The 25,960-nt window shown below is 64.7% G+C and carries 25 protein-coding genes; 20 read left to right on the top strand and 5 right to left on the bottom strand.

All coding sequences use genetic code 11. From position 1 onward, the window contains the following. Positions 1 to 36: 36 nt before the first annotated feature. The 3 genes from AWC12_RS23095 to AWC12_RS23085 all read right to left on the bottom strand — a co-directional run bounded on the left by AWC12_RS23095 (position 37) and on the right by AWC12_RS23085 (position 4,983). Positions 37 to 2,031 carry an acetoacetate--CoA ligase gene (locus AWC12_RS23095; RefSeq protein ID WP_085177147.1) on the bottom strand — a complete coding sequence of 665 codons (1,995 nt, stop codon included), beginning with the start codon at positions 2,029 to 2,031 and terminating at the stop codon, positions 37 to 39. Positions 2,032 to 2,298: 267 nt separating this feature from the next. Next, complete coding sequence (locus AWC12_RS23090) at positions 2,299 to 3,591, bottom strand: PE-PPE domain-containing protein (protein WP_234814120.1); 1,293 nt, start codon at positions 3,589 to 3,591, stop codon at positions 2,299 to 2,301. A gap of 366 nt (positions 3,592 to 3,957) precedes the next feature. Then, on the bottom strand, positions 3,958 to 4,983 hold the full coding sequence (locus tag AWC12_RS23085) for a YihY/virulence factor BrkB family protein (RefSeq protein ID WP_085177425.1): 1,026 nt from the start codon (positions 4,981 to 4,983) through the stop codon (positions 3,958 to 3,960). Between the two features lie 83 nt (positions 4,984 to 5,066). Here AWC12_RS23085 and AWC12_RS31220 point away from each other — a divergent pair, with 83 nt between their 5' ends. The 10 genes from AWC12_RS31220 (at position 5,067) to mbp1 (ending at position 12,964) form a co-directional block, all read left to right on the top strand. Beyond that, on the top strand, positions 5,067 to 5,330 hold the full coding sequence (locus AWC12_RS31220; protein WP_162562238.1) for a hypothetical protein: 264 nt from the start codon (positions 5,067 to 5,069) through the stop codon (positions 5,328 to 5,330). A 681-nt stretch (positions 5,331 to 6,011) separates the two neighbouring features. Further along, a complete protein-coding gene (locus AWC12_RS23080) occupies positions 6,012 to 6,818 on the top strand; it encodes a SigB/SigF/SigG family RNA polymerase sigma factor (RefSeq protein ID WP_051226765.1) in 807 nt (268 codons plus the stop codon). Positions 6,819 to 7,056: 238 nt separating this feature from the next. Continuing rightward, a complete protein-coding gene (locus AWC12_RS23075) occupies positions 7,057 to 7,830 on the top strand; it encodes a SigB/SigF/SigG family RNA polymerase sigma factor (protein WP_085177145.1) in 774 nt (257 codons plus the stop codon). A gap of 180 nt (positions 7,831 to 8,010) precedes the next feature. Further along, complete coding sequence (locus AWC12_RS23070; protein WP_024447431.1) at positions 8,011 to 9,249, top strand: glycosyltransferase family 4 protein; 1,239 nt, start codon at positions 8,011 to 8,013, stop codon at positions 9,247 to 9,249. Beyond that, entirely contained in the window at positions 9,167 to 10,093 is a 927-nt protein-coding gene (locus AWC12_RS23065) for a glycosyltransferase (RefSeq protein WP_024447432.1), read from the top strand. The genes AWC12_RS23070 and AWC12_RS23065 overlap by 83 nt, the downstream gene beginning before the upstream one ends. Continuing rightward, positions 10,090 to 10,914: a glycosyltransferase family 2 protein gene (locus AWC12_RS23060; protein WP_085177143.1), complete on the top strand. Its 825-nt coding sequence runs from the start codon at positions 10,090 to 10,092 to the stop codon at positions 10,912 to 10,914. Before AWC12_RS23065 ends, AWC12_RS23060 begins: the two co-directional genes overlap by 4 nt. 196 nt (positions 10,915 to 11,110) lie before the next feature. After that, positions 11,111 to 11,551 carry a response regulator gene (locus AWC12_RS23050; RefSeq protein ID WP_024447435.1) on the top strand — a complete coding sequence of 147 codons (441 nt, stop codon included), beginning with the start codon at positions 11,111 to 11,113 and terminating at the stop codon, positions 11,549 to 11,551. Positions 11,552 to 11,831: 280 nt separating this feature from the next. Next, on the top strand, positions 11,832 to 12,290 hold the full coding sequence (locus AWC12_RS23045) for an STAS domain-containing protein (protein WP_036465298.1): 459 nt from the start codon (positions 11,832 to 11,834) through the stop codon (positions 12,288 to 12,290). Positions 12,291 to 12,371: 81 nt separating this feature from the next. Then, positions 12,372 to 12,626 carry a hypothetical protein gene (locus AWC12_RS23040; protein ID WP_420087733.1) on the top strand — a complete coding sequence of 85 codons (255 nt, stop codon included), beginning with the start codon at positions 12,372 to 12,374 and terminating at the stop codon, positions 12,624 to 12,626. A gap of 98 nt (positions 12,627 to 12,724) precedes the next feature. Next, complete coding sequence (gene mbp1, locus AWC12_RS23035; RefSeq protein ID WP_024447438.1) at positions 12,725 to 12,964, top strand: microaggregate-binding protein 1; 240 nt, start codon at positions 12,725 to 12,727, stop codon at positions 12,962 to 12,964. A 194-nt stretch (positions 12,965 to 13,158) separates the two neighbouring features. On the opposite strand, the gene AWC12_RS31215 is transcribed toward mbp1, so the two are convergent. Further along, the gene (locus AWC12_RS31215) at positions 13,159 to 13,320 is read right to left on the bottom strand and encodes a hypothetical protein (RefSeq protein ID WP_162562239.1); all 162 of its coding nucleotides are present in this window, start codon (positions 13,318 to 13,320) and stop codon (positions 13,159 to 13,161) included. Between the two features lie 76 nt (positions 13,321 to 13,396). Here AWC12_RS31215 and AWC12_RS23030 point away from each other — a divergent pair, with 76 nt between their 5' ends. The 10 genes from AWC12_RS23030 to AWC12_RS22985 all read left to right on the top strand — a co-directional run bounded on the left by AWC12_RS23030 (position 13,397) and on the right by AWC12_RS22985 (position 24,836). Beyond that, positions 13,397 to 14,074: a GAF and ANTAR domain-containing protein gene (locus tag AWC12_RS23030; protein WP_085177138.1), complete on the top strand. Its 678-nt coding sequence runs from the start codon at positions 13,397 to 13,399 to the stop codon at positions 14,072 to 14,074. 119 nt (positions 14,075 to 14,193) lie between these two features. Further along, positions 14,194 to 15,105 carry an MBL fold metallo-hydrolase gene (locus AWC12_RS23025; RefSeq protein WP_085177136.1) on the top strand — a complete coding sequence of 304 codons (912 nt, stop codon included), beginning with the start codon at positions 14,194 to 14,196 and terminating at the stop codon, positions 15,103 to 15,105. A gap of 100 nt (positions 15,106 to 15,205) precedes the next feature. Beyond that, complete coding sequence (locus AWC12_RS23020) at positions 15,206 to 15,970, top strand: SDR family oxidoreductase (protein WP_024447441.1); 765 nt, start codon at positions 15,206 to 15,208, stop codon at positions 15,968 to 15,970. A 103-nt stretch (positions 15,971 to 16,073) separates the two neighbouring features. After that, entirely contained in the window at positions 16,074 to 18,854 is a 2,781-nt protein-coding gene (locus tag AWC12_RS23015) for a helix-turn-helix transcriptional regulator (RefSeq protein ID WP_085177422.1), read from the top strand. Positions 18,855 to 18,943: 89 nt separating this feature from the next. Further along, entirely contained in the window at positions 18,944 to 19,609 is a 666-nt protein-coding gene (locus AWC12_RS23010) for a nitroreductase (protein WP_024447443.1), read from the top strand. Positions 19,610 to 19,762: 153 nt separating this feature from the next. Next, positions 19,763 to 20,371, top strand: coding sequence for a sigma-70 family RNA polymerase sigma factor (locus AWC12_RS23005; RefSeq protein WP_085177134.1), 609 nt, complete (start codon positions 19,763 to 19,765; stop codon positions 20,369 to 20,371). A gap of 121 nt (positions 20,372 to 20,492) precedes the next feature. Continuing rightward, complete coding sequence (locus AWC12_RS31210; protein ID WP_165762848.1) at positions 20,493 to 20,795, top strand: ANTAR domain-containing protein; 303 nt, start codon at positions 20,493 to 20,495, stop codon at positions 20,793 to 20,795. 164 nt (positions 20,796 to 20,959) lie between these two features. After that, the gene (locus tag AWC12_RS22995) at positions 20,960 to 21,226 is read left to right on the top strand and encodes a hypothetical protein (protein WP_024447446.1); all 267 of its coding nucleotides are present in this window, start codon (positions 20,960 to 20,962) and stop codon (positions 21,224 to 21,226) included. Between the two features lie 51 nt (positions 21,227 to 21,277). Beyond that, positions 21,278 to 22,882 carry a S53 family peptidase gene (locus tag AWC12_RS22990; protein ID WP_085177130.1) on the top strand — a complete coding sequence of 535 codons (1,605 nt, stop codon included), beginning with the start codon at positions 21,278 to 21,280 and terminating at the stop codon, positions 22,880 to 22,882. Positions 22,883 to 22,913: 31 nt separating this feature from the next. Next, positions 22,914 to 24,836 (top strand): DUF2339 domain-containing protein, encoded by a 1,923-nt coding sequence (locus AWC12_RS22985; protein WP_085177128.1) that lies wholly within the window; start codon positions 22,914 to 22,916, stop codon positions 24,834 to 24,836. Here the strand turns inward: AWC12_RS22985 and AWC12_RS22980 are convergent, their stop codons facing one another. After that, positions 24,837 to 25,901 (bottom strand): GGDEF domain-containing protein, encoded by a 1,065-nt coding sequence (locus AWC12_RS22980; protein WP_024447449.1) that lies wholly within the window; start codon positions 25,899 to 25,901, stop codon positions 24,837 to 24,839. It abuts the gene before it with no gap. Positions 25,902 to 25,960: the final 59 nt, after the last annotated feature.

Raw genomic sequence — 25,960 nt, 5'->3', positions numbered from 1 at the left:
TGTCGTCCAGGTCGAAAAGGACGGCCTCGATCCGGCTCACGTCCTCGACGCGAGCGCCAGAAAGGGCTCTATCGCATCCGGGTTCTGCAGCGCCTCGCGGCTGATGGCTTTGCCGGGGTCTACCCCCGCAAGGATCTTCTTCACCGGCACTTCGCATTTCTTGCCACTGAGCGTCTTGGGCACCGAGTCGATTACGATGAACTTGTCCGGCACATGGCGCGGCGACAGTTCGCGACGAAGCTCCGAGCGCAGCGCAGCTTCGACCGCATCGAGGGTGGCCCCGGGTGCCAGGACGACGAAGCACAGCAGCTCGCCCTCCGAGTCGTCGCTGAGCTCGGTCGTGTCGATCACCAACGAGTCGGCAACCTCGGGGAAACTTTCGACCACAGCATAGAAATCCGCGGTCCCCATCCGGACGCCACCGCGGTTGAGTGTCGAATCGGACCGCCCCTGGATGACGAACGATCCGCGCTCGGTGGCGATCACCCAGTCGCCGTGTCGCCATACACCCGGATACTCCTCGAAATAGGCTGCACGCAGCCGAGATCCGTCGGGATCGTTCCAGAACTTCACGGGCATGGAGGGCATCGGCTGGGTCAGCACCAGCTCCCCCACCTCACCGTGCAGATCCGCGCCGTGTTCGTCGAACGAGTGGACGTCGGCACCGAGCGCCGCACAGGACAGCTCTCCCAACCACACCGGGACCGTCGGCGCCGCCCCAAGGAACGCGGTGCAGACGTCGGTCCCTCCGGAAACCGACGCGATCTGCACATGCGCCCCGACATGCTCGCTGATCCAACGGAAACCCTTGACCGACAACGGAGATCCGGTCGAACCCACCACGCGCAGCGTCGAGAGGTCGTACCGCGCTTGCGGGCGCAGGCCCGCGTCCATGCAAGCGTGGACATACGGCGCCGAGACGCCGAACAGCCGTACGCGGTGCTTCTCGGCGAGGGCCCACAGCGTGCTCATGTCCGGGTGGCTCGGATTCCCGTCGAACAACACGATGGTCGCGCCGACCAGGAGCCCGCCGATCAGGTAGTTCCACATCATCCAGCCGGTGGTGGTGAACCAGAAGAAGCGGTCACCGGGGCCGAGATCGCTGTGAAGGCGCAACGCTTTCAGGTGCTCGAGGACGATTCCGCCGTGGCCCTGCACGATGCCTTTGGGCAGACCGGTGGTTCCCGACGAGTAGAGCACCCACAGCGGATGATCGAACGGCACTGCGTCGAACTCCAACGAGCCCGGCGCGGCTATGAATTCTTCCCAGGGGATAGTTCCGGTCAAACGCGACTCGGGATCCAGGTAGGGCACCAGCACGGTGGTCCGCACCGTCGGCAACTGATCCCGCAGCGCGTCGACGCGGTCGCGGATGTCGAATCCTCTACCCCCGTAGCGATATCCGTCGACAGCCAGCAGAATGGTCGGCTCGATCTGCGCGAAGCGGTCGAGCACCGCGCGGGAGCCGAAGTCGGGCGAGCAGGAGGACCAGATTGCGCCCAGAGATGCGGCAGCAAGGAACAGCGCCAGGGTCTCGACACAGTTCGGCGCCAGCGCGACAACACGGTCGCCGCGTCCGACCCCCACAGAGGTCAACCCGACGCGGGCCCTCCCCACCATCTCGCGCAGGTCGCCGTAGGTCACCGTGCGTTCGAGGCCGTCCTCACGCGCGAATTCGATCGCGGTGTCGTGGTTGTCCTTTCCGGGCCCGGATCCCAGGGCGTGCTCCGCGTAGTTCAGTGTCGATCCCGGAAACCATTGCGCTCCAGGCATTTGCACGTTGCCGAGCACAGTCTGCGGCGGGTCCCGGAACAGCACCCCCAGGAATCGCGCGGCCGCCGACCAGAATCCTGCAAGATCACGGACCGACCAGGCGTGCAGCGCATCGTAGTCGAGCTCGTCGTCGATCTGGGCCAGGCCCGCCTCTGCGACGTACCGTGCGAAGCCGACGATCGCGCTGTCACGGACGAGCGCAGGATCGGGGCGCCACAGCACCGGTGGCTCCGATGCGGCAGAGATGGACGGGTCCATACGGGCGTCTCCTTCACGGCTGAACCGTTCCGACGGGTGGTCGGGACGGATTCAATGTAATTGCACTGCGGTGCGATGACCGTGGATCTCGGCAGGTCGGACACCTTCCACGGGTCCGCCGGAATTGAGATCGCGAACCTTCGCACGGGCTCCGACGAGTTCTTTGAGGCCTACCAGCTAACCTGCGCTGGACGGAGCCGGACACCACGAAGCCCCGGCAGGTGTGCCGGGGCTCCGGGCCTTCGGAGGATGCGGAGTCTCCGAGGTCTAGGAGGAGGAGTCCGCAGACTCCCTATCAGTGCTTGCCTTCGTCTCAGCGGCATCCGACTCTGTCGACTCCGACGAATCGGTGGACTCCTCCGCAGCGGCGCCGCTCTCTGGTGTCAGCGCAGCGGTGCCGTCCTCATCGGCAGCACCCGCGAGTTGCTGGGACACCGACTCGAGAGCCGAGGTGATCGTGCTCGTCGTCGGTTGCGAATCGGCCTCATCGCCCTCCTCGACGCTCGCGGCGTCGCTGAGTTGCTCACTGAGGCTGGAGGGAGCCTGCTGGTCGGCCTTCGTGGTCGCGTCGGCTTCGGCTTCTTCCTGCAGCGCCGCCGCATTCGCAAGGTCTACGTCCTCGACCTCGTCGACTTCCGGTGTCACGATTTCCCGAATACTCTCGGGCACATCGGGTCCGGCGAGACGCGCAGCGACGTTCGCCGGGTCGTTACGGCTGTAGGCCCTGTCAATGGTGGCTCTCAGCTCGGCTTCGCGCGGGGCCAGACTCGGGTTCGCCTGCACGAGCGGCAGCGGTTCGGTAGGCACCAGGTAACGGACGGTGGTGCCGCCCAACGAATTCTCCGTCACCGTGGTGTTCTCCTTCGGCACCTCCGAGATGTCGGAGAACATCATCGGGACGTGCACAAGTGTGGACCCCAGCAGCGCGTTCTGAATTGCCGTGAAACTGAACCGGTCGGGGAAGTCAGCCATCCCGTCGTACTCGCCGGTGATCTCGACAGTGTCGTAGACGGTCTCCGGCGGTTGCCGGTAGGTGTAGTCGTACTCTTCGTTGTATTCCTCGGTGTCGTCGATGATTTCCTGTCGGCTCGAGTCCGCCACCACCACGAAGTTGATGTCCTTGGCTGCGGGATCTTCTTCGCCGTCGGTCTGCCATGCGCGAAGTGTTTCGGTGACCACCAGAGATCCGGCGGACAGCCCGACCACGGTGACCACTTCACCGTCGAGCGGGTTGCCGTCTGCGTCACGCTCGAGTTGTGCGAGCGCGTCGTCGATCTGCGCATCGAGGTTGGCGCGGCCGATTTCGATGGACTGCCCGAGTGTCATGTCGTCGGCGCCGGTATACGGCCTCGCCTCGGCGGGCCAGTTGACCGAGACTCGCTGATCGTAATCCTGCAGTGCCCCGCCGAGCAGCTGAGACATCACGACGTCGTGCAGGGTCGGTGTGCCGATTCCGCCGATGACAATCGCCGTGCTGATCGCCCCGCTCTGGGTGGCTCCTGCCATGCCGAGAAGCGCGGAGGCGGCCGCCGCGCCGCAGGCAATACCCGTGGTACGCATTTTCTGTCTAGTGATTCGCATCGGAATCTCCCCCAAAAAGGTATCTATCAATCGGTTTCTACCCACACAGGGCGTAAATCCAGAATGGGCGACAGAAAAATCGACAAAACTTCTAATTCTCATAAACGCAAAGCCGGCAAACAGATCGGTGGTTGTCTCGATTCCCCCCGCGGCACGGGGTCGACCGCAGATACTGGCCAGTGCCGGATCATTGGTTTGGTGGTCTTCGTTGCCGGATGCGCACAGAGTTAATATTTTTCCCCGACAACGGACACCGAGTGCGCGCACGCCGACACTGGTGAGTCCTGTTTCTGGCGACTCAGGAACGCATTGCAGCAGCTGTCGCTGCGGGAGCCGCCTGATGCCTCATGTGTTGTCGAGGGATTGGACGGGCTTCAGCGCGGCTTCGCCATTGTCCATTTGGACTTCGCCTTCGGGCTGCGCAGCGCCGAAGGACACATCGACCTGTTGAAAGCTTTTGGCCCGCTGCGCTTCTGCCTGCCCCGCATAAGCCTTGCGGTCGGCGACGGTGAGATCGACGTTATCGGTGAACGGGGTCAGCAACGCCCTCGGATGTAGGCGATCCACCCGCACAACGTTGATCTCGGCGCACAACATCAACGCGACGGACACCAGATACAGGAAGGCCAGCAGGCCCAAAACGATGGCGAACACACTGTTGGTGACGCTGGCCGACGCGACAACATGCGACACGTAGGAGGCGCCGAACCATTGCAGCCCTTGCCAGACCACCGCCGCGAGCACCGCTCCCGGCATCACTTGCGCCCAGGTCAGCGGCCGCACCGTGGTCACGCGGAAGGCGACAGCACACACCGCGGTGTTCAGTAGCACAGAAGCCATCACAACGCCGGCCGTACCGACGACGCCCAGACTCGCCCAGTTCCTGCCCAATCCCGTGAGCAACGTCGTCGCCACGAGCGCCGATCCCAGGATCACCAACAGCAACAAGCTGTGCACGCGCGATCTGATCGGGTCGCGACGGTCGAACCTGGGGACGGACCACAGGGTGTTCATGGCGTTCTGCAATGCCTGACCGACGCCGAGACCACCGTAGAGCGCTCCGAGGATTCCGACGACGACCGCCGTCGTACCACCGCTGAGCGACTCGGGCCGGCTCAACTGGTCCCCGATCAGCGGAAACTGACTGATCGCTGAATCGACGATCTGGGCACGCCACTGCGGGCGATTCCACAGCAGCACACCGAGCGTGGTCGTCAGCAGAAGAAGTAGCGGGAAAAGCGAGACGAATGCGTAGTAGGTCAGCAGCGCTGCCAGATAGCCGCCCTGGTCGTCGAGATATTTGTAGACGACCGCGATGATGAATCCCGCGAACCGACTCCGTTGCTGCAGGCGATCCAGCCACTTCACCATCGTGACCTCCCGCATGTCCGGCGGCCCCATACCACCACGCGTCGGGGTACCCGATCACCTGCGGCTTCACGCCAACGCTGCGCGTGAGCGTGACTTTGGGGGAAGGCGAAGAAGCTGTGTTTGGATTTGACGAAGTGGGCAATACCCTCGTGACCGCCGTCCCCTTATCCAATGGATTGGAAAGACCAACAATGATTATTCTCGGCATCATCCTCTTGCTGATCGGTTACTTCGTCGGCATTCCGATCCTGACCACTATCGGTGGCATCCTGGTCGTCGTTGGTGTCATCCTCTGGATTCTCGGCGCCGTCGGACGTCCGGTCGGCGGGCGAAAAGTCTGGTTCTGACAACCGAATCCAGTCATCTCGAATGGCGAGGCCGTGCGTTGGCCTCGCCATTCGTCATGATTGACAAAGGTATCCACGAGCCGAGGTACGCACTGATTCAAGGGCACCCGAGACGTTGGTCGTGCGAAAACGCATTGTGACATCGCCTTACAGCCCACTATCCGGAAAACGCCAAAGCTTGCGCGTTCCGCACCGGACGACAGAACTCGCAACAGCAACAGTGCCATCAGCAGACTGAACGCCGCGCCCGGACACGCCAAGACGGTGGGCACAGCGGAACGACAGTGACCAGAACAGCGAGTAGTCGCGCGCTGACCGCGAAGACATGGCACGCCATCGAAAACGTGAGGTCAAGGGTGTTGTGGCAGAGTTGACACGCCGAACAGTGCACCCGTGGGCTTGCTTTCTTCAGCGACCGCCGTATTGTCAGAGACAGGCCATCTTGTGTGACCAGCCCGTGGCGAACAACCCGGCGAAAGCCGTCGACACGAAGAGTTACCTGCCGCAGCAAGCGCATGTCGAGAATCTGGCGTGATCCATGTTGGTCCGTATGCCAATCGCTAGCCGGCGGCCCACGACGTGACGCGAGTGAGCACAGCTGCTTTCGCAGATTGCCTCGCAGGAAAGCGCGAGCGACCTCGATACTTACGCGTCACGGCACTTCAGAGAGCCGTGATTTCAATGCAAACCCTTCAAGAGCGAACCACCCACAAGCGTCCCGCACGAACGCGGGACGGATATGACGATGTCCTGGACATGTTCCGAGAATTGGCGCTGTACGAGGACGGATCGCCGGCCTTCCAGCGGCAGCGTGACGCCATCATCGAACGTTGCCTGCCACTGGCCGATCACATCGCGCGCCGTTTCCGCGGCCGCGGTGAGGCACACGAAGATTTGGTGCAGGTAGCCCGCGTCGGACTCCTCAATGCCGTCAACCGATTCGACGTCGACTCCGCCCACGATTTCCTGGCGTTCGCCGTCCCCACGATGATGGGGGAAGTCCGTCGTTACTTCCGCGACCATGGCTGGTCGCTGAAAGTTCCCCGCCGCCTCAAAGAGCTCAACGTGCGCTTGAATTCGGCTCGCGCAGAGCTGACCCAGATGCTGAACCGTGCACCGACGCCCACCGAGCTCGCGGCTCATCTCGGGATGGACCGCGAAGAGATCGTCGAAGGACTCGTCGCAGCGAATGCCTATTCGACGCGGTCCACCGAGCAGGCGACCCAGTTCGGCAGCGAGGGCGAAGGACTTACCCTCCAGGACACGTTCGGCGCTCTGGACACCAACATTCAGCGCGTCATCGACGTAGAGACGGTGTACCCGCTGCTGGCCGACCTGCCCGAGCGCGACCGCCTGGTGTTGAAGCTGCGATTTTTCGACGACAAGACCCAGTCCCAGATCGCCGAAGAGATCGGTGTCTCGCAGATGCACGTCTCTCGACTGCTGTCACGTGCACTGGCGACGTTACGGGACCAGGTCAACGCCTGATCTGCGGGCGGCGCGCCAGCAAGGCCATCCGCGAGACGGTTCAACGGGGTAACCTTGGCTCAGAGCTCACAGCTCTGCCCCGTTGACCGTCTCCGCCCGCCCCGCTGCCGCAGGTTTCGTCATTGCCGCGCCGGGGTACCCGCCCGCATCAGGTTCAGAACGAGCCGCCAACCTAAACGACCTTTAGGAGCGCTCGTTGCCATCCCAATCGCGTGCTGACTATGCCGATGTTCCGGCGATGATCCGCGATCTCAAGCTTCTCGATCACGCTTCTTCCGAATACCGGCGCCTACATGAATTGATCATCCAGCGCACACTGCCCTTGGCCCATCACACGGCTCGCCGCTTCCGGGGTCGCGGCCAAGCGCACGACGACCTCGTGCAGGTCGCAAGCGTGGGGTTACTGAACGCGGTGAATCGTTTCGATCCGGATAGTGGTTCGGATTTCCTCGCGTTCGCGGTGCCCACGATCATGGGCGAAGTGCGTCGCCACTTCCGCGACTACGGGTGGGCGGTGAAAGTTCCACGCCGGCTCAAGGATCTGAACCAGCAACTCGCGAAGGCCCGCTCCGACCTCAGCCAGACGATAGGGCGCGCACCCACCGCGAGTGAGATCGCTGCGCATCTGGGCGTCGACCGCGAGGAAGTGGTGCAGGCCACCATCGCCGGCGCCAACTATTCGACCATGTCCACCGATGCAGCCATGGGCCCAAACGGTGAATTCCTTACTTTGCGCGAGACATTGGGCCAACCCGATCCACGACTGGACCAGATCGTCGACGTGGAGACAATCCGCCCGTTGATCGAGAAGCTGCCGGCGCGTGAACAGGCGGTCCTCAAGATGCGGTTCTTCGAAGAACTCACCCAGACGCAGATTGCGGAGCGCATCGGCTACTCGCAGATGCATGTCTCCCGCCTGCTCGCCAGCGCTCTCAACACCCTGCGAAGCCAGGCACTCAACGATGGACAGGCGCCCAGGCCCGCGCAACTCCGAGGTGAACGCGTGGCATAGCGGGCTGGAAAGTGGCTGACTGCAGCCATAGTTCAGCGCTTAAGCCAACAGCTCCGCCAGGTTTTACCGCCCTACCGGAGGGTACGCAGCGGCAACGCACGCGCACCCCACGAGAACTCACCTACTCGAAGGAGGACGTCATTGTTGCGTGTCGCTTCCGTTCCTGCTTCTCACGTCTCCATGACCGGCGGACTGCGTATCGCGCTGATCGCGTCGTCGAGGTTTCCGATCTGCCAGCCCTTCGCCGGAGGCCTTGAAGCTCACGTCTGGCATCTCGCGCGAGCCCTGGCGAAGCAGGGTCACACGGTGTCGCTCTTTGCCGCACCGGGTTCGGATGTGGATTTCGATTGCTCGTCCCTGTCGGTGCGTCCGCTTCACCTATCTCGTGCAGCGCAATCCGACATCTCCATGCCCGCAATGGAGTTCATGGCCGAACACCACGCCTATCTCGCGCTGATGCTGCAACTCGGCGGCATCGACGCGCACACCTTCGACGTCGTGCACAATCACAGTCTGCACTACCTGCCCGTCGCCATGGCATCCACGTTGTCCACGCCCATGCTGACCACGGTGCACACACCGCCCACGCCGTGGCTGGAGTCGGCGATCCAGGCCTCGAACGGACCCGAGACACGATTCGCTGCGGTGTCGCGGCACACCGCGGCGGCGTGGGTACACAGCAGCCAGCGATTCACCGTGGTGCCCAACGGGATCGACGCCCGGGGCTGGCCGTTGGGCGCGGGCGGCGAAGGCGTCGTGTGGTTCGGACGGATCACCCCCGAAAAGGCGCCGCATCTTGCGATCGAAGCCGCGCGTGGCGCTCGACGTCCCATCACCCTGGCGGGCCCGATCGCCGATCCGCGATACTACGCCGAGCGTATACAGCCTCATCTCGGCGCGGAGGTGCACTACGCCGGACACCTCACCCAGCGTGACCTTGCGCGCCTCGTCGGATCCGCGGCCGTCGCACTGGTCACCCCGGTGTGGGACGAACCGTACGGATTGGTCGTCGCCGAGGCGATGTGTTGCGGCACACCAGTTGTCGCTTTCAGCCGCGGGGGCATACCCGAGCTCGTTTCCGAACGATCCGGTTGTCTCGTCGCGCCGGATGATATCGACGCACTCGCGGCCGCCATCCCTGTGGCGGCCCGCCTGCCTCGGCTCCAGGTACGTGAGCACGCCGTGCGATGGTGCTCGTCGGCCGCCATGGTCGAGGCGTACCTGTCCCTCTACCGGCAGATGATCTCCGCCAGGAACGACGACTCCGATGATCGGCTACTACATCCACCACCACGGCTACGGACATCTGGCACGAGCCGTCAGCATCAGCGCACAGTTGCGACGACCTGTCACAGCGCTGACCTCCCGGACCGTCTCGCACCCCCATCCGTTCACGGAGATCGTCAACCTGCCCCGTGACGACGCCGCCGCCGTCGTGTCCGAGCCCACCGCGCACGGCGCGCTGCACTGGGCTCCCCACCACGATCACGGGTACGGCGCTCGCATGCGGGCCCTCGCCCGGTGGGTCGCCGACGCCCAGCCCGAGGCGTGTGTCGTCGACGTGTCGGTCGAAGTCGCAATCTTTCTGCGGCTTCTGGGTGTTCCCGTCATCGTTGTCGCTCTCCCCGGCGAGAGAACCGATGCCGCGCATGTTCTCGTCCACCGGGTTGCCGACCACATCCTGGCGGCGTGGCCGGCGGCACTGAACTCGCCACACTGGCTGCTTCCCCACGCGCATAAAACCAGTTACGTCGGAGGGATCAGCCGTTTCGAGGGCCGTACTAGGTCGACGGCACTATATGACCACTCCGGAACCTCGAAGGTGCTTCTGCTCGGCGGCGCCGGTGGCGGTTTGGGCGACGCCACGCCGGAGCTGCACGACGTGACGTGGAGGGTCATCGGCGGCGACGCCGGGCCCTGGATCGCCGACCCGTGGACGGAGATCTGCGCCGCCGATGTCGTCGTCAGCCACGCGGGCCAGAACAGCATCGCCGACCTCGCCGCAGCGGGCCGGCCGGCGGTGATCATCCCCCAGCCGCGGCCTTTCGGCGAGCAGCAGGCCACCGCCGAGGTGCTCAGCCGTCACGGACTTGCCGTCACGTCTGCAGTGTGGCCTTCGCGGGACAGCTGGCCAGACGTGTTACGCAGAGCCAGAGCCGTCGACACGAGTCGGTGGAGACACTGGCAGGTCCAAGGCGCAGCCGCGCGCGCCGCCCACGCGATCGAGAACACGGCAACGCGCTGCCGTGCGGCAGCGTCATGAGAACCGCGGTGGTGACGGTCGTGCACGGAAGGCACGGCCACCTGCGTCAGCAGATCCGCGGTTTGCGGCGTAGCTCCGCCCGGCCGGATGCGCACGTCGTGGTTGCTTTGGGCGATCCCCACATCGGTGACATCGTCCGCTCGACGGGATCTACGGCCGCTGTGCTCGATTGTCCCGCCGGTTCGCGTCTGCCGCTGGGAGCGGCGCGCAACCGGGGGGCCGAAGCTGCCCTCGATGACGGTGCCGAACTACTGGTTTTCCTCGATGTGGACTGCATACCGTCGGCGGGGTTGCTGCAGCGCTACCACACGGTGGCGAATGTGGCAGATCACCGCGACGCGCTGTTGTGCGGCCCCGTGACCTACCTGCCACCTCCGGGCAGCTGCGGATACGACCTGTCCGCCCTGGACCAATGGATCGACCCACATCCTGCACGGCCGTCGCCGCCCGACGACACCACCGTCCCCGCCACCGACTACTCGCTGTTCTGGTCACTGTCGTTCGCGCTGACCGCGAAGACATGGCACGCCATCGGGGGCTTCTGCGAGGAATACGAGGGCTACGGCGGCGAAGACACCGACTTCGGGCGCAAGGCCGCGGCACGTGGCGTACCCATGCTATGGGTCGGAGGCGCGCACGCATTCCATCAACATCACCACGTCAGCGATCCACCCGTACAGCATCTCGACGACATCGTGCGGAATTCGCTTGTCTTCCATCGTCGATGGGGCCAATGGCCGATGCAGGGATGGCTGAAAGCCTTTGAGTCGAACGGACTGATCGAACGTGACGACGACGGCACCCCCCGAGCGCTCGTCTGACCGGGGTCCGCGCGACCATTTCGGCATCGACGATTTTCACCGTGTGTCCAGAATGGTCGGTGTGCGACAATGGTGCTGCTGCCCGACGACACACTCGACCGTCGGCGGCAAACCCCACTTCGGGTTGTCGTTCAGCATTCAGCGCCAACACGACTGCGCGACCGTCGCGACAGCGACGCCAACCTGAAGGGATCTGATGTCAACTCCTACCCGAACGATCGACGTTCTACTCGTCGAAGACGATGCCGGCGACGAACTCATCACACGAGAAGCATTCGAGCAGAACAAGATTGCCAACACACTTCACGTGGCCAGGGATGGCCAGGAAGGCCTGGACTTCCTGTACCGCCGCGGCGACCACGAACTGGCGCCCCGCCCGGATCTGGTCTTGCTCGACCTGAATCTTCCCAAGTACGACGGCCGGCAGCTCTTGGAGCAGATCAAGTCCGATCCCGAGTTGTGCGACATTCCGGTGGTCGTGCTGACCACGTCGTCAGCCGAGGAGGACATTCTGCGCAGCTACAAGCTGCACGCGAACGCCTACGTAACCAAGCCCGTCGACCTCGACCAGTTCATGAGCGCGGTCCGTCAGATCGACGAGTTCTTCGTTCAGGTGGTCCGCCTGCCCGGGCACTGACGGTCACGACGAAATCCGTAGCGCCAGCTCTTCTGATTGACGTCTACGTAAGCAACCTTGACGGGCGTCGATGCTGAAATGTAACTTCACCGGCTCGAATGGCAAACGTGGCATAGTCGTTCCCAAGCCACTGATTCCGTACTATCCTGGACCAAGGTTGAGCTACCAGCCCGCGAGGACGTGCCCTCGGCATGAGATCCCGTCCGGTCTGGCGACAGACCGCACCCGTCGATAACCCAAAGGCACCTCCGCAACCAGTCGTGAGCGTGAGGATGTAGCTATCAGATCTGAGCAGATCTTCCGGCCGAGATTCGCATCGACCGATGATCAACAGCGTTGTGGCAGTGCAGTGTTCGACGTTCGACACTGTGCGTCGCATCGGGTGGCCGTCGCTGTGATCGGCGAAGTCGACGCCCTCAACGGCAGAGAGCTCGGCCGCTACGTGGAGCGTCACACCGGCATCTCGCGGCAGCTGATACTGGACATGCGGGCCGTCGACTTCTTCGGAAGCCTGGGTTTCACCGCGCTGTACTACATCAGCGTCCACTGTTCGCGCAGTGACGTGGATTGGGCGATCGTCGGCAGCCCAGCGGTGCGACGACTGCTGTCGGTCTGCGACCCAGAGGGCGAATTGCCCCTGGCCACCGATCTCGCGACGGCGCTGGCCCGCCTCGACCGGCTCGCTCATCGCCGCCAGCAATTCGTTTGGAACTCCAAGACCGGGTGGCGCGCAGGCTGATCGACCGACGAACTGCAGCATGGTTTGGTCGTGTCGACTCCGGGGCAAAGGTAGGCCATGACGCACGCGAAAGTTCTTCTCATGTCAGCATTGGCCGCCACCGCAGTCCTGAGCGGCTGCTCCCAAGTCACCAATGACGGCGGCGACACCACGTGCTCGGACTTCCAATCGGCAGAAGAGAAGAAGCAGAACGAAGCGATCACCAAGATGCTGACCGATGAGGGCAAGAACGAGCCGAGCAACGCTGAGCTCACCGGGACGCGGCTGTCCGTCGCCACGTTCTGTCAGACCGTCGGCAAGCCTGACAGCACCATCAAGGAAGCTCCTCATCTGTGAGGCTTGTTTCCTTCATGACCTGAGTCACAACGCGTTGGAGCCACAATGCGAAACGGGTAGTAGTCACTCACCTCGAAAACTGAGCGAAAGGAACACCCGTGGGCGACAGCGGACCCGAGAACGCCATCGACGGCGTGGTCGAAGATGTCAAGGGCAAGGCCAAGGAAGTGATCGGCATTGTTACCGACAACGACGGTCTTCGTGAAGAAGGCCGCGCGCAGCAGGATAAGGCTGAAGCCGAGCGCGACGTAGCCAAGAAAGAGGCTGAGGCCGAAGCGGCACGCGCCGCTGCGACCGCTGCCGAGGCACGCCAGGAGAGCGCCGAGAACGCCAAATAGATTCGCTTGATCGATCGGGCCTCACCCCTCCTGCGGGGTGGGGCCCGATTCGATTTTTCCGCAACCGTTCCGCTCGCGCTACGCGATGCCGATCAGTGCCCACGACGCGATCTCGCTGCTGTGCGCTGATCCCGCGGCTCCGAATGCCCCCGTGACCGTTCACGGGGGCATTCGTGTGGGGGCCCGCCAACCCGTCAGGCGTCTGTGGCCGCTGCTTCACGGTTCCTGGCCTGCAGGACCTCGCATTGTGCGTCGACCTGTGCACGCACCGCCGCGGACGAAACTTCTTCTCGCTTCTGCTGTTCGGCGGCGAGCTTCTGCTCGTGCTGCTCGTTTCCCGGCGCGGACGCGGACAAACGCCTGTCCTCGCGCAGGGTTCGTTCGTCCTCCAGCGGGTAGCCGGAAACGACCAGAGACCGACCAAAGGACTACATGACACTGCCCAGCGGAACCGACCTTGCTGCGCGAATGGCCGACCTCGCCAGAGCGACGTCGGGCGCCTGGTCGGCGAGCGATATCCTCGACTCCGTCACAGCGACTGCAGTCGATCTCATCCCGGGGGTCGATACCGCGGGAATTCTACTGATCCGGGCAAGCGCTCACGAGTCCGTTTCAGGCACCGCGCAGATACCCAAACAGCTGGACGACCTACAGATGTCTCTCGGCGAGGGCCCCTGTATGCAGGCAGCACTCGACGACACCGAGGTCGTCACGGATGACTTCCGGTCAGAGGTGCGCTGGCCGCGATACTCGCCGGCCGCGCTCGACATCGGCGTCCGAAGCGGTCTCTCGTTCAAGATGTTCACAGCGGATCGGACCGCGGGCGCGCTCAACCTCTTCGGATTTCAGCCGCACGTGTGGGACGACAACGACCTCGCGATCGGTGGCATCCTGGCCGCGCACGCCACCGCGGCGATCTTGGCCAATCAGCACGGCGACCACCTCAGAGCCGCGCTGCGGACTCGTGATCAGATCGGTCAGGCCAAAGGCATCATCATGGAGCGCTACGACGTCGACGACCTGCGCGCCTTCGAGATGATGCGCCAGATCTCGCAGACCACCGACACCAAGCTCTTCGATGTGGCACGCCAGGTGATCGAAACCCGGTGATTTTCTCCTCTGCGCGACCGTCGACATCGCCGGGATGAATTTCCGCGCAGCCGCGGGTTCGACGAGTCAGCAGCGCCATTGGCAGCTTCACCGGAACGTGGCTGTCAGGAGGAGACATCATGAGCGTGGAAAGCAATGCATTCGGCGCGCAGGGAATCGACGAATTGGTGCCGTCGCGGTACGCCGTCCAAGTGGGTGACATCGAGGTGCTGGTCATCAGCGACGGAGTGTTACCCATCACGGCCAAGACGATGGCCACCAACGCCGATACCGCGGACTTCGGAAACTGGCTAGAGGACAGATTTCTGCCCAAGGATGTGCTGGATTGGCCGCTGAACGTGATCGTGGTACGCAGCGGCCGGCGCACCATCCTGGTCGATGCCGGACTCGGCGTCGAATTCCCCGACTTCCCCAGGGCAGGACAGACGGCGAACCGACTGGAGGCGGCCGGCATCGATTTGTCCACCGTCACGGATGTGGTGCTCACCCATCTCCACATGGATCATGTCGGCGGGTTGCTCACTGAAGGACTCAAGGAACGACTTCGCCCCGACCTTCACATTCACGTGGCGGCGGCCGAGGCCGAGTTCTGGGAGGCACCCGACTTCTCGCATACAGACATGCCGGCACCGGTACCGAATGCCCTTCGCTCCATCGCGTCGAGGTTCCTTGACGAATACCGAGGCCAAATAAAGACTTTCGAATCGGAGTATCAGGTGGCACCCGGCGTGCTCGTCGCGCGTACCGCTGGCCACACCCCGGGGCACAGCATCGTACGGTTGGCCTCCGGCGGGGATGGGTTGACGTTCGCCGGTGACGCGGTGTTCGCCCCCGGCTTCGACAATCCTGAGTGGCACAACGGTTTCGAGCACAACCCTGAGGAGTCGGCGCGCGTTCGAGTCCAACTCCTGCGCGAGCTCGCCGCCACCGGCGAGGCGCTGGTAGCCACCCATCTACCGTTTCCGTCCGTCTGCCACGTCGCCACCGCGGGGGATGTCTTTCGATGCGTGCCTGCGGGTTGGGGCTACTGACACGAAGATCCAAGAGCGACGACCACCCGGGATGAATCCCATCGGGTCCGCGGGTTCCGGTCCTCAGACGGCTGCGTCGGCAACCGCGGAGAGGAGAGTCATGAAGATCGTCGTCATCGGAGGAACCGGGCTCGTTGGCTCGAAGGTCGTGCAGAACCTCACCGACCACGGTCATGCCGTCGTCGCGGCAGCCCCCGGCACCGGCGTGAATACGGTGACCGGCGAGGGCGTCGACGGCGTGCTCAGCGACGCGTCGGTTGTCGTCGACGTGTCGAACTCGCCGTCGTTCGAGGACCGGGCCGCCATGGAGTTCTTCCGGCTCTCCACATCCCACCTGCTTCGTGCCGAGACCGCCGCAGGCGTCGGTCATCACGTCGCCCTTTCAGTCGTCGGCACCGACAGACTGGCCGACGACAGCGGGTATTTTCGGGCCAAGCTGGCACAGGAGGAGCTCATCGCGGCCGGGCCGATTCCCTACACAATCGTGCGCGCCACCCAGTTTTTCGAGTTCCTGAACAGCATCGCCGACACCGCGACTGTCGGCGACACCATCCGCGTGCCACCGTCACCGATCCGGCCGATGGCGTCCGCCGATGTCGCCGAGGCGGTCGCCATCGCTGCGGTGAACAACCCTCTCAACGGCATCAGCGAGATCGGCGGACCCGAAGAGTTCACGATCGACGAAGTCCTTCGGACGGCTTTGACGGCGCGTGGCGATCACCGCGTGGTGATCACCGACCCGGCAGCCAGGTACTGGGGCGTCGACGTGAGCGAAGGCACGCTCGTCCCGGGCTCGGGCGCCGCCCTCTTCGACATCCGGTTGGCGGATTGGATTCTGGAGACCGCCGCCAAACCCCAGCGTTGACGTGACCGGAGCGACAATCAATAGCTACCATTCTGTGCGATCGGACCGGCACCTACTCGAAGCGGTGGGGACGGGTCCGTCGGAACCGGATGCGGTGGTGGCTATGTCGAGCAAGGGTCAACAACAACCTTTGCGCGGCAGGGACAGCGAATGCGAGGCGATCCGGGGTGCGATTGCCGGCGCGCGATCGGGTCAGAGCCAGGTGCTTGTTCTGCGCGGCGACGCGGGCGTAGGCAAGACCGCGCTGCTGCGGTACGCGAGAGACCAGTCAACGCGATTTCGGGTCATACATGTCGCGGGCGTGGAGTCCGACATGGAGCTGGCTTTCGCCGGGCTTCACCAGCTGTGCGTTCCGCTCATGAACCTCGTCGACGGGTTGCCGGAGCCGCAGCGGGACGCCCTGAATGTGGCGTTCGGCCGCGGTGTAGGACCGACACCGGACCGGTTCCTCGTCGGCCTTGCCGTGTTGAGCTTGCTGGCGGCGGCCTCTGAGGGCCAACCGCTGCTGTGTGTGGTCGACGATGCCCAGTGGCTCGACGAGGTGTCGGTGCAGGTCCTCGGTTTCGTGGCTCGTCGCCTGATGGCCGAATCAGTTGCCGTGATCGCCGCGGTCCGCGACGCACCGGCCATCCTGGCAGGACTACCCGACATCGCAGTCGCGGGTCTGTCCGACGGCGACGCACGGGAGCTTCTGGAATCGGTCATGGTGGGAGGAATTGATCCCGGGATACGCGACCGGGTGGTCGCCGAAACACGCGGCAATCCATTGGCAATTCTGGAAATACCACGCAGGTTCTCCCCCGCTGAATTGGCCGGCGGCTTCTGGAACATGGGTGGACGGTACTCGCCGGGACAGCTCGAAGAAACCTTCACGCAACGCATTCGGTCCCTGCCGACTCAGACGCAGAAGCTGTTGCTGGTGGCCGCCGCCGAACCGGTGGGCGACTCCGGGCTGTTCCTGCGCGCAGCGGCGATCCTGGGCATTGCGGTCGACGCTCTCGCCCCCGCCGAGGCGGCAGGTGTCATCGAGTTCGGTCCCCGAATGCGCTTCCACCACCCGCTGGTTCGGTCGGCTGCCTACCGCGCCGCGTCGATGGACGATCGCCGCGAAATTCATCGCGCACTTGCCGAAGCCACCAATCCGCACACAGATCCCGATCGTCGGGCCTGGCATGCCGCCGGCGGAGCCGCAGGACAGGACGATACGATCGCCGCTGAGCTGGAAGCGTCGGCCGGCCGCGCTCAGCGCAGGGGCGGAATCGCAGCCGCCGCAGCATTTCTGGAGCGCGCCACTGTACTGACTTCCGACCCGGCCCTTCGAGGCTCCAGGGCACTGTCAGCCGCAGAGGCGAAGCGGGACGCCGCGGCGCCTGCCGCGGCCCATGAGCTTCTCGCGATCGCCGAGTCAGGTCCGCTGTCTGACCTGCAACGGGCGCAGGTCGCCCGGATGCGGGCTCAGATGGACTTCGCCCGCAGCCGCAGCGGCGAACCCGGCGCCCCCACTCTGGCGGAGTCGGCACGTCAGTTGCACTGTGCAGCAAAAACACTCGAGGATGTCGATCCGCGACTGGCGCGAGAGACACATCTCGAAGCTGTGGCTGCCGCCATGTACGCCGGCCGACTCGGCCATCCGGAGGTGCTGGCACAGATCGCCGCATCAGCCCGGGCGGCTGCCGATCGGCTGCCCTCGCTGGACCGTCCCGTCGACTATCTGTTGAGGGGCATGTCCACGCGGATCTTGGAGGGGCCGGGAGCCGGGTCCGAAGATCTGCGCAACGCGCTGGAACTCTGGAGCATCGCGACCGAGAAAGACTCTGACCTCCCCGCCCACTGGCCGTTCCCGATCGCGCAGGAGTCGGCTGCGCACGAACTGTGGGACGACGCTGTCCTGAAACGCATCGCGACCGACATGGTTCGGCGCGCGCGTGATACCGGCGCTCTGGCGATGCTTCCGCCCGCACTGACCCATTTAGCCGGCGTCCACGTTTACCTGGGCGAGCTCGCCAGAGCAGCAGAACTTCTCGAAGAAGCCACGACCATCACCACATCCGTGGGCGCGACGCCGGTGAAGTATCACTCCCTGACCCTCGGTGCGTGGCGCGGAGTACCGTCAGACGCTCTCGGTCTGATCGAAGCGGCCGCTGCCGACGGAGGCACCCGAGGTGAAGGTCGGCTGGTCGGACTCGCCCGGTACACCTCGGCGGTGCTGTTCAACGGCGCCGGCCGGTACGACGAGGCGCTCGCCGCCGCTCGCAAGTGCTGTGAGTACGAGGATCTGGGCTTTTACAGCTGGTGTCTCTTCGAGCTCATCGAGGCCGCCGTGCACGCCGGCGATCGCGAATCCGCCGCGGAGGCCCTGCCGCGATTCGAAGCGCGAGCGGGCTCCAGCGGGACGAACTGGGGTCTGGGTGCGGTGGCCGCTGCCCAGGCGCTGTTGGCGCCCCAGCAGGATGCCGAGGCATTGTTCGTCGAAGCGATTGACCGCCTCAGGGATGCAGGCATCACACTGCACGAGGCGCGCACACACCTCTCGTTCGGCGAATGGCTCCGGCGTATGAATCGTCGCCGCGACGCCAAGCGGCATCTCGATGCCGCCCACGAGATGTTCACGCGGATGGGCGCACTCGGCTTCGCCGAACGCACCCGGCGCGAATTGGTCGCCACCGGCCAGAAGGTGCGCAAGCACCCCCTCGGCGCGGGTGACGACCTCACCGCGCAGGAGGCGCAGATAGCGCGTCTGGCCGCGGCGGGCCTGACCAATCAAGAGATCGGCGCCCAGCTGTTCATCAGCACCCACACTGTGGAATGGCATCTGCGGAAGGTCTTCGTCAAACTCGGTATCACGTCACGACGCCAGTTGCGCACCGGTTCCTGGGCCGGCTGAACCAAACCACGAATTGTCAAGGGTTTCCGCGGTTTCGACCCCTGCAAGGCTGGAAGCAAGAAGCTGATGGTCACGAGGAAGGCGCGATGGTGGACGTCTACGAAGCGGTACTGAGCCGAAGGGCGGTGCGCGGATTCACCGATGAGCCCGTGCCGGCGGAGGCGTTGGAGCGTGTATTGGCCGCGGCATCTTGGGCCCCGTCGGGATCGAACATTCAGCCGTGGCGAATCTATGTCCTCACCGGTACACCGCTGGCCTGCCTCAAGAAGGTCGCCATCGAGCGAGTCGCGGCCGGATTTGCCTGGGATGAAAGAGAATTCGAGATGTATCCCAGCAGCTTGAAGTCACCCTACGTCGAACGCCGGAGGGCGTTCGGTAACGAGCGGTATGCCTCATTGGGAATCGCTCGGCAAGACTGGGACGCGCGCCAGCGCGCCGCCATCGGCAACTGGGACTGCTTCGGCGCACCCGCGGCCCTGTTCTGCTACATCGATCGCGACCTCGGGCGACCTCAGTGGTCCGATCTCGGAATGTACCTCCAGACCGTCATGCTGCTCCTGCGTGCCGAAGGGCTGCACAGCTGTCCGCAGATGGCGTGGTCCCAGGTTCGCGAAACCGTCGCAGAGACCGTTCGTCCGCCCGATGACCTCATGCTGTTCTGCGGAATGTCGATCGGTTACGAGGACCACGCGGTGAACTACATCCGCACCGGCAGGGCGTCCCTTGGAGAGACCGTCACCTTCATCGGGGACTGAGCACCTTCGGCACCGCTGACTACGGGTTTCCAAGGGTCCGCTGACGCCCCCGCCGGCGAAACATCATTGCCACGCACTTCATCCGATTGCTTTCCCCAAACCCTAGGGCGCCGAGACGCTGACACGTCGCGGACGACAGATCGAGGACTGGAAATGACCATAACCGCGCTCGCCCGCGAAGCGGCCTGCGATGCCGATTTAGCCGACCGCTTCACCCGCGACGTCCTGCCCTACCGCGACGTGTTGAGCCGCGGCGCACGACGACTGACCAAATCGGAGGCCGACGCCGAGGACCTGCTCCAGGAGACGTTCCTGCGGGCCTACACCGGATTGCACCAGTTTCGCGAAGACAGCAACATGCAGGCCTGGCTGTTCACGATCCTTCACCACAAGTGGATCAGCGGCTACCGCGCCAAGCAGTGCCGTCCCGTTGAGGTCGCAGAGGACGCGATCACCGATCGGGTGCTGGCAAGCACGGCAGGCGCTTCCGGCACGATGTCCGCCGAAGCTGAGGCGTTAAAGCGCATCCCGGATGCCGATGTCAGTGCCGCGCTGGCGGCATTGCCGGAGGGCTTCGCAGAGGTGGTCTACCTCGCGTTCGTCGCCGGCCACACCTACACGGAGACCGCGGAGATCCTCGATGTCCCGATCGGCACCGTCATGTCCCGAGCGCACCGAGGCCGCCAACGCCTACGGATCGCCCTGGCCCACCGCGCACCCCAGGATCACGCCGACATTCCGACGGCCCAGCACGTCGCATGAGACGGACCGGCACATGTCGACGGTTGCGCCGAGGCACCGGCCGCCAAACAGGCGCCTCGACGTCAGCCATCGGCCACCAGATGTTCAGCCGAGGAGGAGGTCGCGCTGCCATGCTGGACGGATGCGCCAGCAGAGTCGTCGCCCAGATCGCAGCTCGGAGGGCCGTCGAACAATTGACCTCGCGCAGGGAATCCTCATCGGGCGGCGGCGCTACTCACCGGGCGAGGCGTTCGGCGAGTTGCTGGAGGTATCGCGGCGGCACGACATCACGCTCACCTCCGCCGCGGGCGCACTCGTGGACCTGGCGACCGGGATTGACGACGGCTCCCCCTCGACGTCGATGAACGCGGTCATCGCCGAGTTCGAATGGGGCCCGCTTTTCGGCGATATCACCCGGGTGGCATCGGCTCCGCGTTTCGAATAGAGCGCTTTGCAGAGGGCTCGTGAAGGCGGGCTCGACCACCGCCAGCGGGCCGAGTGCTACGAGTTCCGCTGCACGTACCACGGTGCTCGGAATACGATTGACACACGCGTGCGTTAGTTAAGCGCGACCGTTGTTAGCTTGAAGAGACCCAGTAAAGGACCAAAATGGCATCAGTTCGTCTTCGCCGGATCGCCGCAGGGGTGGGTCTTGGCGCCGCCATCGCGATGATCGGCGTCACCGCGGGGTGTAGCACCGACAGCGGGACCCCCGAAGAGTCGAGCACCACCACCACCACTACGACCACGACCACGACGCCGCCGCTGAGTCCGACCGAGAAGGCCCCTGATCCCGACGGCCCGAACATCTTCACTCCTCCGGTGCAGGCACCTCAGCAAACGGTCAATCCGGGTCGCGACGACTACGGTCAGTGAGCCAGCGTGCCCGGCCACCGTCCGGGCACGCTCCGAGATCGTGTGCGAGCCATGAATAAGGCGACCCTGCGCCCGCTGGCCACCGTGCTCCTCGTCGGAGCCGTGGCGGCGGGCGTTGGTCTGTCCACCAGCGACCGCGGACCCGATGACCGGCTTATCGAAGGTCCGTATGCATCACTGCTGGAAGCATCGACCGATCTCGGACCGGCGCGCGAGCAAAGCATCGAGATCACGGCAAGCCTGACCGACCCGTCTCGGCCCAGCGCGCTCATGGACTGGGCCACAGACCAATCCCTGTCGGTCCGGTGGCGACCGGGTGATGACTGGGCGGTCGTCGAGGGGCCTCCCGATGCCGTCGAGCGGGCCTTCGACGTTTCCGTGCGCGATTACCGGGGCAGGAAGGGACAACTCTTCTACGCCTCACCGCACCAACCGTCGGTGCCCGAGCACCTGCGCGGCGAGGTGTCCGAGATGGGCCGGATCCTCAGCTACACGCCGCACCACATGTCGCGACCCGACCACATCCCTCTCGATGTGCCCGACCGCGGACTGGGCCCGAATGCTCTGCTGAATTCCTATAACGCCGACGATCTGGCCAGGGCCGGTTTTACGGGCAAGGGCATCACCATCGTGATCTTCGCCTTCGACGGTTTCCACCAGTCGGACTTGGACAAGTTCACGTCGACGTTCGCGTTGCCGCGGTTGGCCCCCGAAGTGGTCGGAGGCGTGCCGGAAGAGGTGCGCGGTGAATTGTCGATGGATCTGCAAGTGGCCCATGCCATTGCACCCGACGCCCGCAAGGTCGTGGTCAATGCACTACCCACGGTGGGCACGGACGGCGGATACCGCAAAATCGGTGAGATGCTCGAGCAGACCGATCGCCAATTCCCTGGGGCGGTGTGGAGTTTCTCGATCGGCTGGGGCTGCGACAAGCTGATCACGGCCGCCGATCTGGCTCCCGTTCGGGCCGCGCTGCGCACCGCGCAATCCCACGGCACCACGGCGTACAACGCCAGCGGAGACCTCGCCGGCATGGAGTGCCGCGGCGGGCAAGACTGGTCGTCGCCTCCGAGCGACCAGGACATCGGTCTGGATTCCATTGCGTCGCTGCCGGAGATGACGAGCGTCGGGGGGACCACCCTGTCCACGGACGCCGACGGGACGTGGGTGTCGGAGCAGACGTGGTTCGATGTGCCGTTGTCCCAGGGCACCGGTGGCGGGGTGTCTGCACTGTTCGACATGCCGGCCTGGCAGCAGGATGCCGCAGCCGGGATCGCTCCCCAGCGGCACAACGGCAAGCGGATGACACCCGATGTCGCTGCGGTCGCCGACCCGTTCACCGGGGTGAAATTCGTACTCAACGACGAGGTCGTCGTCGGGGGCGGCACGTCACAATCCGCGCCCATCTGGGCCGGACTGACGGCGGTGATGAACCAGTATCTGCTTGAGAACGGCGGTGCGCTGATCGGCGACATCAACCCGCTGCTGTACCGCATCGCCCAGGGCGCGCCACGACCCGCATATCGCGATGTCACGTTGGGCGGCAACGCAGTCGACAATGCGGGACCCGGCTATGACTTGGTCACCGGATTGGGCACCCCCGATGTCGACAATTTGGTGCGAAACGTGCTGTTGGCTCAAAAGGTGCAAGCCTGATGAGTAGCTGCGCGACGAAGAGACGGTACTGATGAGCAGTCCGACCGGAGTGGTGGAATGCCCGGTCTGTCAGATCGACGTCCCCGCGGGCGAATTCTGCGGGCTGTGCGGCGTCCCGTTGGCGGAGCACCGCGGCGGGGACGGCCCACACTGGTTGCGTGCCAGGGCCTTCAGCGCGGCACCCGGCCAGCGACTGGTGACACCTGCGCTGACCAGTTCACTCTTTCCACACCTGACACCGCGAGCGCGCCGGGTGTTCCTGATGGGGCTCGGGCTGCTGATGGCCGCGTTGACGGTCGCCGCCGTGTGCCGGATGCCGGCTGCGCTCATCGCGGTGGCATCACTCGGCCTTCCGCTACTTTTCGCTCTTTACTTGCGCGAATCCGGTGTTTCCCATGACATTCCATGGAGCACACTGGTATTGACGGTCGCACTCGGCCTCATCCTCGGAGTCGGCTGGGTGCTGCTGACAGGAGCTGCGGTGGCCCGCGCCTACGGCGTTCCACTCGGCGCGGGTATCGCCGGTGGACGCATTCTGCGCGACGGCATCGGTGTGCCGCTGGGCAGCATGATGCTCATGCTGGTCCCAGCGCTGGTGGCCCGGGTCACCTGGCGTGGTAGACGGGAAGCGTTGGACGGCTACGCCATCGGGGCTCTGGGCGCTTTGACGTTCACCGCGGCAGCCACGCTGACCCGGCTGGCACCCCAGTTCACCACCGGGATGATCAACCGTGCCCGTCCGATGGACGGGCTGCTCGTCGAGGCCGGCATCCGCGGTATCGCCATGCCGCTGACCGCCGCTGCCGTGGGCGGTCTCATCGGGACGGCTTTGTGGTTCACACGGCCGGCGAACAAAGCCGACCAGGGGCGTGCCTTCGTTCGCCTGACGCTCATCTTGATCGCGGTCGTGGTGATCGCCGTCTACGCCGGGCTGGGCCTGGTGGACGTCGTGCGTTTCCCTCAATGGCTCCAGCTGGCACTGCATCTGACCTTGACCGGCCTTGCCCTGTTCGCCCTCCGGGTGGGTCTGCATCTGGCCCTTTTGCATGAGGCGCACGACGAGGTGCGCACCGACGAACCGATCCTGTGCGTCGAATGCAATCACATCGTGCCGGATGCGCCATTCTGTGCGAGATGCGGCGCTGCCATGGGGGCGTGCTCACGCCGGTCGCGCCAAATCCGAAGGGACAATCGCCCTGTCCCTGTCGCCGACGCAACCGCGGCCGGGAAGGTCGTCGTAGGACTGCTTCCGGGTTATTCGACGCAGTCCGGCACTTTCGAGGCGACCCAGGCACCGAAGACGTCGTTCCGCACCGTCGCGCTGGCGCTGAGCGTCACCATCGTCATTGTGGCTGGCGCGCTGATCGGTCTGTCCGGGCTGATCTCTACCCCCGCGGCCAAATATGTCTGCCCGCCCGAGTGCGGCAGCCCACCGATGAATCGTGCCGTCGAGATCAACCCCCGCTTCACGTCGGCCGACGGGGCGTTCTCGGTGTCCTATCCGGCCGAGGGCGCAGCCTATGCGGTGTCCACGCGATCAGACGGTGTGACCGCAGTGCTGCAGGCAGGCGACGGCGGCACCATGCAGTTGTTCAGCCGACCGGCCGAGGGTCGCAGCGCCGAGGAGATCGCCTACACCCTGTTGCACGAAACCTACCCGGACACCAAGACCGCCTACGAGATACCGAACACGATGGTCGGCTACCAGCCGGGTTACGGGTTGGCCGCCGACGTCTGGCCGCAGGGTGCGATGAGCAGTTCGACCCGGATGCGCATCATCGTGATGGTCGCCGTCAAGAATGACCTGGCGCTGATCGCGGGCGCCGTCGGCCCGTATCGCGCGTTCGGGCCGGACTTCGGATCCGGTAAGCCCTCTGCGGCCAACCTTCAGCTGGCACTGGACATGGGCAAGTACGTCAACAGCTTCAGCTGGCGCGGCGATCCGCCCCGATAGCTAGCGGATACCGGCGACCTCGATCCGGTCGCCCCCGGCACGCTTGGCCAGATACATCGCATGATCGGCATCCTCGAGGAGGCGCTCGGTGAGCCGGATCGAGTCGACCGCGGCACGCGGCGGCAGGGTGGTCGACGCGACACCAAAGCTGGCGGTGAAATCAGCAGGCTCGGCGCGGAGCGCGTCACGCAGTCCCTCGGCGACCCGCACGGCGCCCTCGGCGTCACAGACGGCGACTATCGCAAATTCCTCACCGCCGATCCGCGCGATCACGGCTCCATCGGGACTGACTGTTCGCAATGTCTCGGCGAGATCCACCAGCACCCCGTCGCCGGCGGCATGCCCCTTGGTGTCGTTGATCTTTTTGAAGTCGTCGATGTCGATCATGGTCGCGCAGACCTTGCCCGGACTGTCGGCAGGAAGGGTGCTCACCATGTGCCGAATCGCTCGCGTCAAACCTCGCCGGTTCGCCAGCCCCGTCAGCGGGTCGATATCGGAGACGACCGCGGCTTCGCCGAGCAGGTCGACCAATGTCCGGATCGTCATCGGCACAACGGTGACCGACGCCAGCCGAAGGAGGCCGTCTGCCAGGCCACTTGCCGGATGACCGGCCATCCCGACGGTCACCATCCCCAAGATGTTGATCGCGGACGCAAGGGTCAACAGGGCAACCAGTTGCGGCAGAGTCTGAACACACGCCACGTAGCTGGCGGTGACGGCGAAAGCCACAGTGCCTGCGACGGGCCGGCCCGCGAGCGTGTACGCGACGCACCAGAAGGCGATGGCGGAATTCAGGACGACGACGATGAAAGTCGACTGCCGACGCGTGGGCCAACCGACCAGCCACCACCCTCCGAACGCGATCGCAACCATCCCGAAGATAACGGTCACGATTCGAGTGGCTGTATCGGGAATCGTTTCCGGGCTGAGGGCCAAGAGAATCGGCCAGGCACCGATTGCCAAGCACGCCAGGGCGATTCCGTATCGGGTCAGGCGCCCGTAACCGTTGACCTCGACGAGCTGTACCAACCAGTCATACCGGCCGGGCTCGCGCCAAGATCTCATCACGGCGGCGAATAAAGAAGGACGGCCCCCCACGAGCATCCCCCTGTTCCACCTCGACT

Origin of the sequence: Mycolicibacterium iranicum (assembly GCF_002101705.1) — a bacterium.
GTDB lineage: Bacteria > Actinomycetota > Actinomycetes > Mycobacteriales > Mycobacteriaceae > Mycobacterium > Mycobacterium iranicum.
This window is presented reverse-complemented; position numbering and strand designations above follow the sequence as displayed.

Coding starts and splice junctions, on each gene's coding strand:
- AWC12_RS22980 (WP_024447449.1), bottom strand. CDS start 25,901: ATGAGATCTTGGCGCGAGCCCGGCCGGTATGACTGGTTGGTACAGCTC.
- AWC12_RS23020 (WP_024447441.1), top strand. CDS start 15,206: ATGAAGATCGTCGTCATCGGAGGAACCGGGCTCGTTGGCTCGAAGGTC.
- AWC12_RS23025 (WP_085177136.1), top strand. CDS start 14,194: ATGAGCGTGGAAAGCAATGCATTCGGCGCGCAGGGAATCGACGAATTG.
- AWC12_RS23095 (WP_085177147.1), bottom strand. CDS start 2,031: ATGGACCCGTCCATCTCTGCCGCATCGGAGCCACCGGTGCTGTGGCGC.
- AWC12_RS23015 (WP_085177422.1), top strand. CDS start 16,074: ATGTCGAGCAAGGGTCAACAACAACCTTTGCGCGGCAGGGACAGCGAA.
- AWC12_RS23030 (WP_085177138.1), top strand. CDS start 13,397: ATGACACTGCCCAGCGGAACCGACCTTGCTGCGCGAATGGCCGACCTC.
- AWC12_RS23075 (WP_085177145.1), top strand. CDS start 7,057: ATGATCCGCGATCTCAAGCTTCTCGATCACGCTTCTTCCGAATACCGG.
- AWC12_RS23005 (WP_085177134.1), top strand. CDS start 19,763: ATGACCATAACCGCGCTCGCCCGCGAAGCGGCCTGCGATGCCGATTTA.
- AWC12_RS23070 (WP_024447431.1), top strand. CDS start 8,011: ATGACCGGCGGACTGCGTATCGCGCTGATCGCGTCGTCGAGGTTTCCG.
- AWC12_RS23090 (WP_234814120.1), bottom strand. CDS start 3,591: ATGCGTACCACGGGTATTGCCTGCGGCGCGGCGGCCGCCTCCGCGCTT.
- AWC12_RS23085 (WP_085177425.1), bottom strand. CDS start 4,983: ATGGTGAAGTGGCTGGATCGCCTGCAGCAACGGAGTCGGTTCGCGGGA.
- AWC12_RS23080 (WP_051226765.1), top strand. CDS start 6,012: ATGCAAACCCTTCAAGAGCGAACCACCCACAAGCGTCCCGCACGAACG.
- AWC12_RS23060 (WP_085177143.1), top strand. CDS start 10,090: ATGAGAACCGCGGTGGTGACGGTCGTGCACGGAAGGCACGGCCACCTG.
- AWC12_RS22995 (WP_024447446.1), top strand. CDS start 20,960: ATGGCATCAGTTCGTCTTCGCCGGATCGCCGCAGGGGTGGGTCTTGGC.
- AWC12_RS23040 (WP_420087733.1), top strand. CDS start 12,372: ATGTCAGCATTGGCCGCCACCGCAGTCCTGAGCGGCTGCTCCCAAGTC.
- AWC12_RS23050 (WP_024447435.1), top strand. CDS start 11,111: ATGTCAACTCCTACCCGAACGATCGACGTTCTACTCGTCGAAGACGAT.
- AWC12_RS31210 (WP_165762848.1), top strand. CDS start 20,493: ATGCGCCAGCAGAGTCGTCGCCCAGATCGCAGCTCGGAGGGCCGTCGA.
- AWC12_RS22985 (WP_085177128.1), top strand. CDS start 22,914: ATGAGCAGTCCGACCGGAGTGGTGGAATGCCCGGTCTGTCAGATCGAC.
- AWC12_RS22990 (WP_085177130.1), top strand. CDS start 21,278: ATGAATAAGGCGACCCTGCGCCCGCTGGCCACCGTGCTCCTCGTCGGA.